The organism is Shewanella sp. 8A, from assembly GCF_023475945.1.
Lineage (GTDB): Bacteria > Pseudomonadota > Gammaproteobacteria > Enterobacterales > Shewanellaceae > Shewanella > Shewanella xiamenensis.
Genome location: NZ_JAMDJP010000038.1, coordinates 1 through 16,620, shown reverse-complemented (window position 1 = coordinate 16,620; position 16,620 = coordinate 1). Strand labels below are relative to the sequence as shown.

Here is a 16,620-nt window from a genome sequence, read left to right as displayed (position 1 = left end):
GATGAGAAATGACGATATAACCGGGAAAAAACGCTTTTAAAAAAAAATTTATATGTCTATAGTGGTTAAACGCATTAATATTCGTAGCAAATTAAAATAGCTATGTCATAATTAGGCAGTTTCGATTACCAAGTGACGAAACATTCAAATCCAACCTATTTTAAGGGATTTTTTACAATGAACAAAAAAGTACTGATGATTGCTGGTTTAGCAATGACTGCCCTACTAGGTGGTTGTGCAAACACTACTGCTCTGGAAGAAAGCGTTGCAACTCTGGGCAACAAAGTTGATCAATTGTCAGCTGATGTTGGCTCTCTGAAATCAGAGCAAAGCAAACTGTCTGCAGACGTTAAAGATGCTAAAGCAGCAGCTATGGACGCACAAGCAGAAGCTAAACGCGCTAACGACCGTCTAGACAACGTTGCTTCTCGTTACAAGAAGTAATGATAGGTAATTAACCTGTAATTCATCAGGTTAAGATCAAAGGCTTGAGAGAGATGAAAGCGAATAGCACATCGATCCAAGCCTTTTTTTATGGTTGATTGTCAGCTTTCACAAGCTAATTCCGTAATAAGCCAAGCTGTGTTGAATAACTGAAATTTAGCTAATGCTTATTAGCTTCACAAACCAAACTCTCAGCTTGACATCAAGATAAACTCTTATCGAAAGAAAACGACTTTCCAGTATTAATCATTCTTAAACTGGTATATCCATCGTAAAATCGATTTTTCACTTTTCATAATCCTCTCCCCTGTTCTCACTAAAAACGTTATTTTTATTAAATCTCTTAACGGGTATTTTAATGAAAGTACAACAGCGCAAACTCAAGCAATTTGCGAGACAAAAGCAGTTAAGAGGTTATATCTGTAATGAACGACGGCTGAATAAATACAAACTCCAAGGCATGCAGTCTTGGATTAACATAAAAGCAACATAAAAGCTCGATTATTATCATGCACTTGCATTATTCACTCTACAGAAGCATCAAGAAATAGAATACCTAAGCTTATGAATAGGTTAAAAAACATCCAATGGGATTATTTATTTTAGCGAGTTAAGCTCTGATTAAAGACTTTTGCGCTAAGACTAAAATAAAGTCAATTTCTAGATTATTGAATACTTGAGTCCGAATAAGGTGTTTGACTTTATCCGATGCACGCCACGCATAAGGTGTCATATCAAGCAATACCAAAACTTGTTCACCTGTTATCGATAAACTAAATTGCACTCGCTGCTGCTCTTTTACGATTAACCCAGTAGGTAAATTTATTTGGACTGATTTTTCAATGAGTTCTGGATAAATGAGCGTCTTGAGTTGCCATAAATGCCGAGCACCTGGGATCACCTGCAACATAAGCCCTTGCTCTTTAAGCACGCGGACGCATTCTTTTCCCTTCAACGGCTTATCGACAACAGTAATAAAATCGAAGCAATTATCTGCAAAGGGTAACGCTTTGGATGTACTGAGATAGAGCGATGCTGGCGTTTGCGCTTTAGCTGCAGCAAAAATAGTATTTTCTGCATCCGAAACGCCACTGTAGTGGACGTTCATCCCATTTGTCAGCCTTGACAGCAACGAAGATAACGCACGTAAATAAAAGCCCTCAGCACACTCGTAGTCCAACAAACAATCATCAGCCTGTAAATGCGCAGCAATCATCTCACCCATTTTGTCGATTAAAGGCGTAAAAATCCCTGACTCGAGTAAGAACCGTTTAGCTCTGACCTGTTGACGACTATCCCCCGTCGGCTTTTGACGAGCAGGCTTAGTGAACACCCAATATCCAGCTTCATTCTTATCAAAATGGTGCTTATTCGCACAATAAAAACCTTGGGACGCCTGATGTTGCATCAGTGGCAAACTACAGGTAGGACATTGATATTGAAGGCTCATAAACAACTCCAAATACGAAAATTCATGCCTAAAAACACAAAAATCGGGTACTTGACCCGATTTTTTGGCAAAAGAGCGAGTGCATTATAAGAAGATAAATCCACACAACACAGCACCAAGGGCAAGACGATAAATAACGAAAGGCGTCATACCCATGCGGCTAATGATTTTCAAGAAATAATGTATACACAGATAAGCCGCAGCGAAAGAAATCACAGTGCCTAGTGTAAGCGCTTGATAGTCAATGGGAAGCGGGCTTTCAGCCAAATCTTTACCCACTAAAATAGCCGCGCCTAAGCTGACAGGTACAGACATCAAGAACGAGAAACGCGCAGCAGCATCGCGGCTAAGACCTAACATCAGCGCCGCGGTCATCGTCGCACCTGAGCGAGATGTCCCCGGGATTAACGCCAGCGCCTGAGCAAAACCAATTAATAATGCCTTGCGCCACCCCGTTTGATAAACCGTCAAATCACGGCGTGACATCTTATCCGCCCACCAAAGCAGCAAACCAAAGACCACTGTTGTCACAGCAATAACGCCGGCATTGCGTAAATGGGTTTCGATAAAGTCTTTGGCCATAAAACCAAAAAATACCGCAGGTAAAGTAGCAAGAATAATCCACCATGCCAGTTTGCTATCGTCAGAATGCTGACCTTTAACCATGCTGGCAATCCACGCCTTAAACATAGCCCAAAGTTCATGCCTAAAATAAATCACTACGGCAAACAATGAACCTGTATTAACGGCAACATCGAAGGATAACCCTTGATCTTCCCAGCCTAAAAGCTGTGCAGGTAGGATAAGGTGCGCCGAACTTGAAATGGGGAGGAACTCTGTTAATCCTTGAATTAACGCTAAAATAATTACCTGAAACGTATCCATGACAATCCTATCAATCAATTAAAAAGTCAGTCCAAAAGGCCATTCAAAGGCCACCGGCCACAGCTTTTGTGACGTTTTATCATATTCATCCCACATTGCAGCATAGGTTTTTAGCTGCAATGGGTGAATCAAATTGGGGGCGATTTCCGCTAAAGGCCAAAGCACAAAAGCATTACTGACAATTTCGGCGCGGGGCAGTACCACAGGGGTCTGACAAACGACATCATCGTAGAGCAATAGGTCAATATCTAAGGTTCTTGGACTAAACTTTTTGGCCCCCACCAACCGGCCGTGATTTTGCTCGATTTGCTTAAACTGCGCAACTACCTCAGCAATATTCAGACTCGTTTGTGCACAGACCACCATGTTTAAAAAGTTGGTACCATTAAATCCAACCGCTTCACTCTCGTACATTGAGGAGAGTTGCAGCGGGCCAAAGTATTCCCGTAAGGACAGCAAGCCCGCCTTAAGGTAGCGAGTGGGTTCTATATTACTACCTAAACTAATGTATATACGTGCCATACGAATGTCCGAACCGTCCAAACCGAAAACCCGAATCTAAAGATTCAATTAACGTGAGCGCTCAATCTCAACCCCAACAGAAGCGGCTGAAGGGACAGCACCTGGCTTCATCACCACCACTTTTACCCAACTCACCTTAAACTCGGTCAGCAAACACTGGGCAATCCGCTCGGCAACCGTCTCAATCAACTCAATGGGCTTTTCGGTAATGAGCTGAGTCAGGCGATTCGATACCGTCTCATAGCAGAGCGCGTATTGATAATCGTCTGTTACCGCTGCGGCCTTATTATCCCAAGCCATATCCAGATCTAAAAACAAGCTTTGGTGAATTTTCTTTTCCCATTCATAGACGCCAATCACAGTATCAATACGTAATTGTCGAATAAGCACTTTATCCATATTAATTCCTACTCACTCATACCAATGAGGTCTGATAAGCTAAACGCCATAGAGTCTGTATAATCCACCGTTCAATTGAACGACTAATTTACTTTCTACTCGGGCCAATCCGAAGTAGGATAACGCCCAAAAGGATTTGTTCGTTCAGAAACTATCGCAACCTGATAAGTTGCGTAATCGCCATCGCTTATGACTGAATGCTTGCCAAGTGGCCGTTAAATTGTGGCGCGATAATACCTTAAGACGTGTAAGGAAACCAATGTGAGTCAATTAACACTGACACTTTTGATGATTGTGGCCGCCTATTTAGCCGGTTCTGTCTCAAGTGCTGTGCTAGTGTGTAGGATAAGAGGCCTTCCCGACCCAAGAACGCAGGGTTCGGGCAACCCCGGAGCAACCAATGTGCTGCGCATTGGCGGCGCAAGTTCGGCTGCCATGGTGTTATTTTTCGACATGCTGAAGGGTGCTCTACCAACGTATCTTGCCTATTTAATGGGAATTGACGCCATTTCCCTCGGCCTTATCGCAATCGCCGCCTGTCTTGGCCATATCTATCCGATCTTTTTTGGTTTTAAAGGTGGCAAAGGCGTTGCAACAGCGTTTGGAGCCATGGCACCAATTGGTGATGACTTGGCCATCTGTTTGATGGCATCTTGGGTCGCCTTAGTCTTGATTAGCCGCTACTCTTCCCTTGCTGCCATTATTACCGCATTGCTTGCACCACTTTATACTTGGTGGCTTGACGATAGGTTTACCATTCCAGTTGCGATGCTCTCGACCCTGATAATCATTCGCCATAAAGAAAATATTCAGCGACTTCTCAAAGGGGAAGAATCTAAGGTATCACGTAAAAAGCGTCCTCCTCCGCCCTAAGCCATTTGAGCATTATCATACATAAATAAAAACAGTGCTTAATGCACTGTTTTTATTTAGATTAACTCGCAGAATATCAAGCAACAGGCGGCAAGGTATCGAGCGGCCATCGCGGTTGACCTTTTACTGCTAAGTCTTCCTGCTGCCCTGCCTTCAAACGCTGTAATCCAGCAAAGGCAATCATGGCGCCATTATCAGTACAAAATTCACCACGAGGATAATAAACGCGACCACCAATAGAGGTCATCATCTCAGCCAAGGTTTCGCGTAAGCGGGTGTTGGCACTCACGCCACCGGCAATCACTAAACGGTTATAACCCGTCTGTTTTAAGGCGCGGCGACATTTAATCGCTAAGGTATCTACAACCGCTTCTTCAAAAGCTCGGGCGATGTTGGCGCGGGTTTGCTCATCATCAGGTTCAGCGGCAATGGTATTGGCGGTAAAGGTTTTAAGGCCGGAGAAACTAAAATCAAGCCCAGGCCTATCTGTCATTGGACGCGGGAACTGATAACCAGCAGGCTCGCCTTTGGCGGCAAGTTTGGCTAAGCGTGGGCCACCAGGATAATCCAGCCCCATTAACTTGGCCGTTTTATCGAAGGCTTCACCGGCAGCGTCATCTACCGACTCACCTAATACTTCATAAAGGCCAATACCATCGACTTTGACCAACATGGAATGACCGCCTGACACCAACAGTGCAACAAAAGGAAACTCCGGAGCATCTTCCTCAAGCATAGGTGCCAGCAAATGCCCTTCCATATGATGAACACCGATGGCGGGCTTGTTCCATGCAAAGGCTAGCGAGCGACCAACACAGGCGCCCACTAATAAAGCCCCAATTAATCCAGGGCCCTTGGTATAAGCGATACCGTCGATGTCGGCAATGTCGGTATTGGCGTTTTTCAACGCTTGGCGGATCAGCGGGACAATTTTGCGCACATGGTCGCGGGAGGCTAGTTCAGGCACCACGCCACCATAATCCGCATGCAACTTAACCTGACTATATAACGCATGGGAAAGTAACCCCAGCTTATCGTCATAAACGGCAATACCTGTCTCGTCACAGGATGTCTCAATACCTAGAACCCGCATGGTGCCTCAAATCAAAACGTTTAAAGGGCGCTAATTCTACCTGTATGATGACAATTACTCCAGCCGACAATCACGTTATTCAGCCCCCCAAACCAAGCTGAAATGATTAGGGCTTTACAAGCCTAGTGGTCTCGGTATAAAATTCCGCACCATTTTAAATACACTTGGTTCAAGTCATTGAACCAGACAACCTACACCTAAGGGGTGATGGCGTATGCCAATTATTAAAGTACGTGAAAACGAACCATTCGACGTAGCTCTGCGTCGTTTCAAGCGCTCTTGTGAAAAAGCTGGTATTTTAGCCGACGTGCGTGCTCGTGAATTCTACGAGAAGCCAACTACTGCTCGTAAGCGCGCAAAAGCAGCTGCAGTTAAACGTTTAGCTAAAAAGCTTTCTCGCGAAAACGCACGTCGCGTACGTTTATACTAATCTCTTATGAGCCTAATTGATCAGCTAAAAGACCATATGAAACAGGCCATGATCGCCAAAGAGAAGGCGAGACTGAGCACTATTCGTATGGCACTTGCAGCCATCAAACAGATTGAAGTGGATACCCGCGAAACTCTGAATGATGAGCAGGTTATAGCTGTCTTAACCAAAATGGTGAAACAACGTCGCGATTCGATTGCTCAATATGAAGCAGCGGGTCGTAGCGAGTTGGCCGCAGCAGAAGCAGAAGAGATTCAAGTTATTGAAACTTTCCTGCCTACTCCCCTCTCTGAGGCGGAAATTGCCGCGTTCATCGATGCTGCTATTGCTGAAATAGGCGCATCCTCCATGGCGGATATGGGCAAAGTAATGGGAGCATTAAAACCTAAAGTTCAAGGACGTGCAGACATGGGCGCTATCGGCGCTATGATCCGTGCAAAATTGCAATAATTAGCGTTTCAATGTATGAACAAGCCGTGCCTATGCGCGGCTTGTTTGTTTAAATTCGCGCAAGGCGAGATTTTAAGCACTCAATGGCAATACCTCGTGATTTTATCAATGAGCTAATCGCTCGCACCGACATCGTCGAACTTATCGACCGCAAGGTGCCCTTGAAAAAGGCGGGTAAAAACTACTCGGCCTGTTGTCCTTTTCATAGTGAAAAATCACCTTCGTTTACCGTTAGCCGCGATAAACAGTTTTATCATTGTTTTGGCTGCGGCGCCCACGGCAATGCCATCGATTTTGTGATGGAGTACGACAGACTCGATTTTATCGATGCTATTGAAGATCTTGCCGGACAACTGGGCTTAGAAGTCCCAAGAGAACAAGGCACGGGTAAACGCCAAGACGATGGCCTAAGCCGTGATCTCTACCAATTAATGGAAGAAGCGAGTCGCTTTTTTCAAACCCAGTTAAGACAACACCAAGACAAACAAAAAGTCATCGACTACCTCGCCTATCGCGGATTATCCGATGATATTGTTGAGCATTTTGGGATTGGTTTTGCACCCGACGGTTGGGATGGCTTATTAAGCCGCTACCGACACAGTCAAGATGCACAGGATAAACTCCTGACCGCTGGCATGCTGATCAGCAATGACAGCGGTAAAAGATACGACAGATTCCGTGACCGCCTGATGTTTCCCATTCGCGACCGCCGTGGTCGTGTGATTGGATTTGGTGGCAGAGTATTGGGAGATGGCACCCCCAAGTACTTGAATTCGCCAGAAACGCCCATATTTCATAAGGGCAATGAACTCTACGGGCTATACGAGCTAAAGCAACGTCATCGTGATCCAGACAAAATACTGATTGTCGAAGGCTATATGGACGTCGTTGCCCTAGCCCAATATGGTGTTGATTATGCGGTTGCATCGCTTGGCACCTCGACGACAGCTGAACAATTTCAATTGTTGCTGCGTAGTGCTAAAGAAGTCATTTGCTGCTACGACGGCGATAGAGCCGGTAATGAGGCCGCCTGGCGCGCCTTAGAAACTGCCTTGCCCCTGTTAAAACCCGGGGATAAAGTACGTTTTATGTTTTTATCGCAATCTGAAGATCCAGATTCAATGGTTCGCAAGATTGGTAAAGACGCATTCGAGCAACTGATGGACAGTGCTATCAGCCTGCCCGAATTTTTGTTTGATACATTAACGACGAAATACGGTACCGATAAAGGTAATTTAGCCAAACAAGCCTTTGGCCTAATTGAAAAAATTCAAGACACTGTGCTGCAAAACCTCCTACTTGAGAGCTTAGCTCATAAGTTAGGAATGAACAGCTCAGACGATATGAAGAAAAAACTGGGTTTTAGTGTCAAACAAACTAAGCCCACAGCATCAACGGGACTCAAAGGACGCGGTACACCATTACGACTTGCCATCGCCTTGTTAGTACAGCATCCCGAGCTGGGACTGGGGTTATCTCCGCAACCAGCATTAAACCATCTGCAAATGCCAGGCATCGACTTGCTGCCATTGCTGTTGGCGTTAACTCGAGAGCATAAGTTAAACAGCGCACAACTACTTGAGCAATTCAGAGACAGCCCCCACAGCGGGACGCTGCATAAATTAGCCCAATGGGACCATCAAGTGGCGGAAGAAAACTTGCTCGAAAAGTTTAAACAGACCCTGGTTTGGTTGAACAATCAATATATTGAACAACGATATCAGGAATTGAGTCTAAAACAGACCCATACTAAGGAAGAAAAGATCCAGCTGCAGAAGCTGATCTCAGTCATGAAAGGACTAAACTGAGGCAAAAATGTCCTCATTCGGTATCCCAGTGACTAGCACAGGTAAGTGCACATGGCTATAATTGACGATTTGCGCGGCACTTAGCACGAGCTAACTGTCCGTCGTTGTAACAGTTTCCCAACTTGGATGATATCTATGGATCATACTCCGCAGTCGCAACTCAAGCTGTTGCTTGCCAAAGGTAAAGAGCAAGGTTACTTAACCTATGCAGAAGTGAACGATCACTTACCTGCAGACATGGTCGATTCTGACCAGATCGAAGATATTATCCAGATGATAAATGACATGGGTATTCGGGTATTCGAAGAGGCTCCCGATGCCGATGACATGATGATGTCGGAAGACAACACAGACGAAGATGCAGCAGAAGAAGCAGCCGCCGCCCTTGCCACGGTAGAAAGTGAGCTTGGCCGCACCACGGATCCTGTGCGTATGTACATGCGCGAAATGGGTACTGTTGAACTGCTGACCCGTGAAGGCGAAATCGTTATCGCTAAACGCATCGAAGAAGGCATTAACACAGTTCAAAGCTCAGTAGCCGAATACCCACAAGCGATCGCCATGATCCTTGAGCAATACGACCAGTATGAAGCCGATGAACTGCGCCTGTCTGATATTATCTCTGGATTTGTTAACCCTGACGAAGAAGACTTAGGCCCAACCGCTACTCACATCGGTTCTGAATTATCAGAAGAAGATCTTGAAGATGAAGATGATGAGGAAGACGAGGAAGACGAAGACGGTGATGCCGACGGCGATGATGATGGTAATAAAGGTCCCGATCCTGAAGAGGCTCGTGAACGCTTTAGCCAGTTAAGAACCGCCTACGAAAACGCGCTCAAAATCATCGAAGCCAAAGGCCGTGAACATCCAGAATCGATCAAAGCACTGTTTGAGATCGGTGAGATTTTTAAAGAGTTCCGCCTAGTACCTAAGCAATTTGACCGCTTAGTGAAAAGTATGCGTTCGATGATGGACCGCGTTCGCGTGCAAGAGCGTCTCCTGATGAAGCTTTGCGTCGAACAAGCCAAAATGCCAAAGAAAAACTTTGTTAAGTTCTTCACTGGTAACGAAACCAACCTCGATTGGTTTAATGCAGAAAAAACCTCAAACAAACCTTATGCCGAAGGCTTAAGAATGGTTGAGGATGACGTGCAGCGCTGCCGTAGCAAACTGGCCGCCATCGAAGAAGAAACAGGCTTAGTTATTGCCGCGATTAAAGATATTAACCGCCGCATGTCAATCGGTGAGGCTAAAGCTCGTCGTGCGAAGAAAGAAATGGTTGAGGCAAACTTACGTCTGGTAATTTCTATCGCTAAGAAATACACCAACCGCGGTCTGCAATTCTTGGACTTAATCCAAGAAGGTAACATCGGTCTGATGAAGGCTGTTGATAAATTTGAATATCGCCGTGGTTACAAGTTCTCGACCTATGCGACTTGGTGGATCCGTCAGGCAATCACCCGCTCAATCGCGGACCAAGCCCGTACGATCCGTATTCCAGTACACATGATCGAAACCATCAACAAGCTGAACCGTATCTCTCGCCAAATGCTACAGGAAATGGGCCGCGAACCCTCACCTGAAGAATTGGCAGAGCGAATGATGATGCCGGAAGACAAAATCCGTAAGGTACTGAAAATCGCGAAAGAACCGATCTCCATGGAAACCCCAATCGGTGACGATGAAGATTCACATTTAGGCGATTTTATCGAGGATACCACCCTCGAATTACCTCTGGACAGCGCCACCAGCGAAAGCTTGAAGAGCGCTACACATGAGGTATTAGCAGGCCTAACAGCCCGTGAAGCCAAAGTACTGCGCATGCGTTTTGGTATCGACATGAACACCGACCACACGCTAGAAGAAGTGGGCAAACAATTTGACGTAACCCGTGAACGTATCCGTCAAATTGAAGCAAAAGCGCTGCGTAAACTGCGTCACCCTTCACGCTCAGAAATCTTAAAGTCCTTCTTAGACGAATAGATAGACGAATAGATAAGTGTCAGATATTAAGCCTAAGCCCCGCACTGCGGGGCTTTTTTTCCCCATCATTCAGTTAACGAGTAACAAACCAGCACAATATACAGCTCAACCCCCTTTCAAAATCAGAGAGTTAAATTACCTTGCACCATGAATCGCACGGCAAAAAACCTTTGCAGAAACAACTGTTGATTAACAGATAACCAATTGAATCAATTCGGTGAATTTCATCGAAAAACACGGGTGACAAGCGCAAACAAGCTTAGTATACTGCCACTCGCTTTAGGTGATGACGATTGCCTTTAGTAGGCCCCTTAGCTCAGTTGGTTAGAGCACACGACTCATAATCGTTAGGTCCACGGTTCAAGTCCGTGAGGGGCCACCACCAAATTCAACAAAAAAGCCCATTTAATAATGGGCTTTTTTGTTTCTGCAATCTGTCGATACTGACTCATACCAACGCGACTCATTCCCGATAACTAACTCAAACGCGATTTCGATTTGTCCCTTTAGGTAATGGCCCAATTAAAGCAAAAACAAAGGCGCTAACTGATAACCACGTTAGCGCCTTGATAAGGTTAGAAAACCTGTCAGACCTTAAATAGCAGGAGGCTGACCATCTGGTTAGGTTTTTAACTTACCTAATTGCTGATGTTGTTGTTTCACCAGCTCGGCGAGAACGACGCTGCTTTGCTGTGCTTCGCCTGCAAGACGAGCGAGTTCAGAGGCTGAGTCGGATATGCCAGTAATATTTCGATTAACCTCTTCAGTAACGGCACTTTGCTCCTCTGCCGCCGCAGCAATATGGGTCACTTGCGCTGAAATCTCCTCAATCTGGCTAACCATAGAATTAAGGGAGGTAAGCGCTTGCTCCGTTTGCGAAACGGCCATTTGTGCACGCTCAGCACCTTTATCAATAATCCCCGATGCACTAAGAACCTCTTTTTGGAGCGCATCAATCAGCACGCTAATATCGTCAGTGGAGCTTTGGGTTTTGGAGGCAAGTGCCCTTACTTCATCGGCAACCACCGCAAAACCCCGTCCTTGCTCACCTGCGCGAGCAGCCTCAATAGCCGCATTTAAGGCGAGTAAGTTTGTTTGCGCGGCAATGGAGCTAATCACTTCGAGGATACGGCTAATATTAGTGCTACTTTCAGCCACTTTACTGACGGCGACTTTAGCCTGCATAGACTCTTGCGACATAGTAGTCACATAATCCATTGCTTTAGTCAGACTCTCTTCACTGAGACGTACATTGCGTGACATAGCCTCTGTTTCGGCAGCGGTTTGTTCAGAAGCTTTGGCAACCTCAAGGGCTGTAGCACTCATTTCATTAACCGCAGTCACAACACTCTCAATCTCACCATATTGACGATGTACGCTATCGCGGGTTAATTCTGCAATTTTTGCAGAGGATAAACTTTCCTCCTGTGTCCGCCCTGCCAACGCTTTAAGCTCGGAGATTAAATCCTTAAGTTTATTGATAAAGGAATTAAATCCTTTACCCAGAGCGATAAGTTCTGCGTGTGAATCGACTTCAATCGATTGTGTTAAGTCGCCATCGGCACTGGCTAAATTTTCAACGCGGCCCTGAATGACTTTGAGCGGTGCAATCACGCTGCGGATCACTATGCTGATGGTAACAACCGCTAAAATGGAAACCGCTAGGCCAACAATCAATAAGATGCTGCCAAGTGATGTTGCCATTTCGTCCATTTTTTCATTTAGTTGAATCGAACTTTTGAGTGCCATTGATTTAGGGACTTGAATCGCAAGTGACCACTCTGCGTTGGCAAGGGGAATATTAATCGGATAGGCAACGATAATTTCATCGTCATTTGCCATGTAACCGCCATTTTTATGCAATCCAACAATTTGTGTTGCCAATTTGGGGTCAATAGACTCGGCTAATGGACGCGCCTTTTTACTGTAGTGGCTTGCGGCAACCACTAAACCACGGGTACTGAGCAAAGTCACTTTAGCTTGGCCGTCATAAAGGCTTTTAGACAGTTTATCAATTAACACTTGGAATACTGGTAGGTTGAGATCCACCCCAACCACACCAATAAATTGTTTATGCTTAAGTACAGGAACCGTTAACGACGTCATTAACGCTGTATTGCCAGGGGTGATTTCGTAGAGATAAGGTTCCATTAAACAAGGCTTTAAGGTCTCCTTTGCACATAAAAACCATTCAGCATCTCGTATACCAAATTCGTTGAGAGTTGTTTTATATTTTTCCGATGAATCATCAACTTGGTTATGTTCAACTGTGCCATCATCATTGCGAGTGTAATACACCTCCAATGCTCCAGATGAAGCAACACTATGGCTGACATTAACATTTAAAAATTCACTGTCGAGTCCATCATACCCATTAGCTTCGAACTGGGCATACATTGACGAGATTTGCGTATTTTTCTTTAACACAGCAGCCACAGCGAGTTCTAAACGATCACGCTTGAGTGGCAATTCTTCTGACGTGCTTTCAAGTATGCCTGAAAAGGAATAAGGGATCCGGTAAGCTTCGTTGATAAAACCTGCGACCATTTCGCCATATTCGCCCGCTCGCGCTTCAAGCTTATCGTGGGTCTCCTTTTGCAATGTTTCTTGAACCTGGTAGGAAAGTTCAGCATTTTGATCCGAGAGGGTCCACCATAGACTGATGGAGAGAATAGCCACTATTGAGAGAAATAAGGCGGAAGTGATCCACAACAACTTAGTACTGATGGACAAATGCTTCATCGAGTAAACTCCAAATATAAGGTCAAGAGCCTAATTATTTTGATCTAGTTCATTTTTATTTTTGCTGACTAATTTAAAAAATAGCACTCTGCGTCGGGATTACCAGTCTTTAAGATAGTGAATTGTTAACTATAAGTAAAACTTTTCACCGACAGATTTAGGGCCAATTGCGACCTTTATCCCAATAGGTGGCAATTTGATATTTATCCCAAATCGATGAACGCAAATATGACCAAACTCACAAACCACAAAGATTAGCGAGCCGCACTTTTTTTACAAAAATTAATTCCAGATTAAAAACACCCATTTCATTTGTAACAAAGTCTATTCTTTGGCGTTGTGGCATTGGTTTGAACGGACTATCACCTTATACTCTTGTCCCTAAACACAAAACAACAATAACGGAAGCAAGCTTTATGACTCTTGGTACCAATCAGGTAAGCAAGACACATTCGTTTATGACAGTGTCACTTATCGAATTGTGGGAACGTTTTGGTTATTACGGCATGCAGGCGCTGATCGTGTACTTTATGGTGCAGCGTCTTGGCTTTGATGACTCCCGTGCAAACTTAGTTTGGAGTGCCTGTGCGGCGCTGATTTACGTGTCGCCGGCCATCGGCGGTTGGGTTGGGGATAAAATTCTCGGCACCAAACGCACTATGCTGCTCGGTGCAGGGATTTTGTCGGTAGGTTATGCATTGATGACAGTGCCAACCGAAAACACTTGGTTTATGTTCTCCGCCCTTGGGGTAATTGTGGTCGGTAACGGCCTATTTAAACCCAATGCCGGTAACTTAGTCCGTAAGATTTACGAAGGTGACGATTCTAAAATCGACAGCGCCTTTACCATTTACTACATGGCGGTAAACGTAGGTTCAACCTTCTCTATGCTGTTAACGCCTTGGATTAAGGACTATGTTAACGCGCAATACGGTAACGAATTTGGCTGGCATGCCGCCTTTGCCGTGTGCTGTGTGGGCTTAATCGTCGGCTTAGGTAACTATGCCCTGATGCACAAGAGTCTCGCCAATTATGGGTCTGAGCCTGATACTCGCCCAGTCAACAAGAAGAACTTGGCTATCGTTTTAGTATTAGCGGCGCTTTCCGTTGTTGCTTCAGCCATTATTCTTGAATATGAAGATGTAGCCCGAGTATTCGTGTATGCCGCGGGTGTGGCGGTATTAGGGATTTTCTTCCACTTAATTCGTACCAGTGAGCCAAGTGAGCGTGCCGGCCTTATCGCAGCGCTAATCCTTACAGTGCAAACCGTTTTCTTCTTTATCTTCTATCAACAAATGTCGACCTCACTGGCCCTGTTTGCGCTGCGTAATGTCGATTGGGATTTCCAAGTCTTTGGTACCCATTTATGGACTTGGTCTCCTGCACAGTTCCAAGCATTGAACCCAATCTGGATCATGGTGTTAAGCCCAGTGTTGGCTTGGAGCTATTCATGGGCAGGTCGCAACAATAAGGACTTTTCGATTGCCGCTAAATTCGCCTTAGGTTTTGCGGTTGTCGCGATTGGCTTCTTTATCTATGGTTTTGCTGGCCAATTTGCCGTTGAGGGTAAAACCTCTTCTTGGGTGATGATTTGGGGTTATGCCTCTTACTCACTCGGTGAACTGCTGGTGAGTGGTCTTGGTTTAGCCATGATCGCCCGCTACGTACCGGCTCGCATGGGCGGCTTTATGATGGGCGCGTATTTCGTGGCATCGGGTATTTCCCAGTACTTAGGTGGTGTTGTGGCTAACTTTGCCAGCGTGCCACAGGACTTAGTCGACCCAATGCAAACTCTGCCAGTCTATACCAATCTATTCAATAAATTAGGTATTGCGGCCGTGGTCTGTACTTTTATCGCCTTAGCCGTATTACCGCTGATGCGCCGTTTGACCGAAAGTCATCACGCCCATAACAGTATTGAAGATAACGCGGCGGCCTCACTACGTGATGTGAAAGCCGAGCAATAATCCTTCACTCACATAAGTCATATGTGAGCGATAAAAACTGCCGACAAGCCCCGCTTGCGGCAGTTTTTTTATACCTTTAGGTTACTGCTCATCACCAAACAATCTGAACTTTCTGTGTCGACTTTTCATACATTGGCTTGGGATAAGGCTTTCACCCCTGTTTGCAAAACTAAGATGTTCGGTTCCAATTTTAACTCAGTGTTAAGCTCAAGCCTTGAGCTTGTTTATCATTGATACGTCACCATATCCTAGGGTAAGACTCCATCAGCACTGACAGAGCAATCGCTTTAGCGTCCACCACATTCATCCGAGGGAGACAAGATAAAGCAGCTGCCACAGAGCTGACTCACGCAAAGAGGCGCTTAATTTATGGCTACATCATCGACTTCAACATCTGCCGCCCCATCGCAGGCTGTGCCCGCGGCTAAATCTCCCCTGGCGGATATTCCCTTTTCACTGTTAGAACTTGCCCCTGTTCGCTATGGCGCCAGTATTGGAGACACGCTACGCGCCAGCCTGCAATACGCTAAGGTGGCCGATGACTTAGGCTTTAATCGTTTCTGGTTTGCCGAGCACCACAATATGCCCGGTATCGCCAGCGCCGCGACATCGGTGTTAATTGGCTTTATTGCCGAAAATACTAAACGCATTCGCGTCGGTGCTGGCGGGATTATGCTGCCCAACCATGCGCCATTAGTGGTTGCCGAGCAGTTTGGTACGCTCGAGAGTCTTTATCCTGGGCGTATCGATTTAGGGCTTGGCCGCGCCCCTGGGAGCGATCAAATCACCAGTCGCGCCCTTAACCGCGATATGAGCCGTGCGGAGCAATTTCCCGCCGAGGTGAGCGAGTTACAAACCCTACTCGGCGACTACAATGGCCTTCATCCCGTCAGAGCAATTCCCGGCGAAGGCACCCATGTACCGATTTGGCTACTCGGCTCTAGCCTGTTTAGCGCCCAGCTTGCGGCACAGCGTGGCTTACCCTATGTCTTTGCAGGGCATTTTGCGCCAAGGTTCCTCTACGATGCGATTGAGATTTACCGCCGCGACTTTAAGCCATCTAAGGTGTTGGATAAGCCCTATGTCATGCTTGGCCTGCCGCTTATCGCCACCGAGACAGACGCCGAAGCCGAATACTTGAGTACCACCTCCAAGCAACGGGTACTTGCGCTGATCCGTGGCGAAGCGCTGTGGTTAAAACCACCCGTGAACAGTATGGACGGGCTGTGGAGCGAGCAGGAAAAAACCTATGTCGATAACTTCTTAGGCTTATCCGTCACCGGAGGCCCCACCACCATCAAGCACCGCTTAGAGATGATAGTGAGGGAGCTGGGTGTCGATGAGTTTATCTTTACTAACGATTTGTATGATCAGGACAAACGTGAGCGCGCGCTACAAATCCTGATGGAAATTAAAAGAACTTAAGCGTTAAACCACGCCATAAAAAATCCCGCCTAAGCGTAATGCCGATCAGTTAAGACAGATCGCTTGACGATCTCGCTGAAAAGATCAAAATCCGATGACCTCATGTCATCGGATTTTTTATGCAACTCTCAGAAGCACTCGCCCGT

Annotated in this window: 14 protein-coding genes and 1 tRNA gene; 9 read left to right on the top strand and 6 right to left on the bottom strand. The window is 45.8% G+C overall.

Annotation, left to right across the window (positions count from 1 at the left end):
* The first annotated feature begins 177 nt into the window (after positions 1 to 177).
* Positions 178 to 444, top strand: a complete 267-nt coding sequence (locus tag M0413_RS19965; protein WP_007650000.1) for an Lpp/OprI family alanine-zipper lipoprotein — start codon at positions 178 to 180, stop codon at positions 442 to 444.
* A 610-nt stretch (positions 445 to 1,054) separates the two neighbouring features.
* On the opposite strand, the gene M0413_RS19960 is transcribed toward M0413_RS19965, so the two are convergent.
* The 4 genes from M0413_RS19960 to folB all read right to left on the bottom strand — a co-directional run bounded on the left by M0413_RS19960 (position 1,055) and on the right by folB (position 3,700).
* A complete protein-coding gene (locus M0413_RS19960) occupies positions 1,055 to 1,894 on the bottom strand; it encodes a putative RNA methyltransferase (RefSeq protein WP_037427620.1) in 840 nt (279 codons plus the stop codon).
* 84 nt (positions 1,895 to 1,978) lie between these two features.
* Positions 1,979 to 2,779, bottom strand: coding sequence for an undecaprenyl-diphosphate phosphatase (locus M0413_RS19955; RefSeq protein ID WP_037415463.1), 801 nt, complete (start codon positions 2,777 to 2,779; stop codon positions 1,979 to 1,981).
* A gap of 18 nt (positions 2,780 to 2,797) precedes the next feature.
* Positions 2,798 to 3,301 (bottom strand): 2-amino-4-hydroxy-6-hydroxymethyldihydropteridine diphosphokinase, encoded by a 504-nt coding sequence (folK, locus tag M0413_RS19950; RefSeq protein WP_037415460.1) that lies wholly within the window; start codon positions 3,299 to 3,301, stop codon positions 2,798 to 2,800.
* Between the two features lie 48 nt (positions 3,302 to 3,349).
* The gene (folB, locus tag M0413_RS19945; protein ID WP_055646712.1) at positions 3,350 to 3,700 is read right to left on the bottom strand and encodes a dihydroneopterin aldolase; all 351 of its coding nucleotides are present in this window, start codon (positions 3,698 to 3,700) and stop codon (positions 3,350 to 3,352) included.
* Positions 3,701 to 3,961: 261 nt separating this feature from the next.
* Here folB and plsY point away from each other — a divergent pair, with 261 nt between their 5' ends.
* A complete protein-coding gene (gene plsY / locus M0413_RS19940; RefSeq protein WP_055646713.1) occupies positions 3,962 to 4,573 on the top strand; it encodes a glycerol-3-phosphate 1-O-acyltransferase PlsY in 612 nt (203 codons plus the stop codon).
* A 76-nt stretch (positions 4,574 to 4,649) separates the two neighbouring features.
* On the opposite strand, the gene tsaD is transcribed toward plsY, so the two are convergent.
* On the bottom strand, positions 4,650 to 5,666 hold the full coding sequence (gene tsaD, locus M0413_RS19935; protein ID WP_037431043.1) for a tRNA (adenosine(37)-N6)-threonylcarbamoyltransferase complex transferase subunit TsaD: 1,017 nt from the start codon (positions 5,664 to 5,666) through the stop codon (positions 4,650 to 4,652).
* A 214-nt stretch (positions 5,667 to 5,880) separates the two neighbouring features.
* Here tsaD and rpsU point away from each other — a divergent pair, with 214 nt between their 5' ends.
* From rpsU to M0413_RS19910, 5 genes are all read left to right on the top strand, one after another.
* Positions 5,881 to 6,096 carry a 30S ribosomal protein S21 gene (gene rpsU, locus M0413_RS19930; RefSeq protein WP_006080725.1) on the top strand — a complete coding sequence of 72 codons (216 nt, stop codon included), beginning with the start codon at positions 5,881 to 5,883 and terminating at the stop codon, positions 6,094 to 6,096.
* A gap of 6 nt (positions 6,097 to 6,102) precedes the next feature.
* The gene (locus M0413_RS19925; protein ID WP_011717923.1) at positions 6,103 to 6,546 is read left to right on the top strand and encodes a GatB/YqeY domain-containing protein; all 444 of its coding nucleotides are present in this window, start codon (positions 6,103 to 6,105) and stop codon (positions 6,544 to 6,546) included.
* A gap of 83 nt (positions 6,547 to 6,629) precedes the next feature.
* Entirely contained in the window at positions 6,630 to 8,354 is a 1,725-nt protein-coding gene (gene dnaG / locus M0413_RS19920; protein ID WP_037431044.1) for a DNA primase, read from the top strand.
* A 135-nt stretch (positions 8,355 to 8,489) separates the two neighbouring features.
* Positions 8,490 to 10,340 (top strand): RNA polymerase sigma factor RpoD, encoded by a 1,851-nt coding sequence (rpoD, locus tag M0413_RS19915; protein ID WP_086024099.1) that lies wholly within the window; start codon positions 8,490 to 8,492, stop codon positions 10,338 to 10,340.
* Between the two features lie 305 nt (positions 10,341 to 10,645).
* Positions 10,646 to 10,722, top strand: a tRNA-Ile gene (locus M0413_RS19910).
* Between the two features lie 239 nt (positions 10,723 to 10,961).
* Here the strand turns inward: M0413_RS19910 and M0413_RS19905 are convergent.
* Positions 10,962 to 13,082 (bottom strand): methyl-accepting chemotaxis protein, encoded by a 2,121-nt coding sequence (locus tag M0413_RS19905; protein ID WP_037415438.1) that lies wholly within the window; start codon positions 13,080 to 13,082, stop codon positions 10,962 to 10,964.
* Between the two features lie 416 nt (positions 13,083 to 13,498).
* On the opposite strand from M0413_RS19905, the gene M0413_RS19900 reads away from it, so the two are divergent.
* Entirely contained in the window at positions 13,499 to 15,049 is a 1,551-nt protein-coding gene (locus tag M0413_RS19900) for a peptide MFS transporter (RefSeq protein ID WP_249555382.1), read from the top strand.
* Between the two features lie 369 nt (positions 15,050 to 15,418).
* Entirely contained in the window at positions 15,419 to 16,474 is a 1,056-nt protein-coding gene (locus M0413_RS19895) for an LLM class flavin-dependent oxidoreductase (protein WP_249555380.1), read from the top strand.
* Positions 16,475 to 16,620 lie beyond the last annotated feature (146 nt).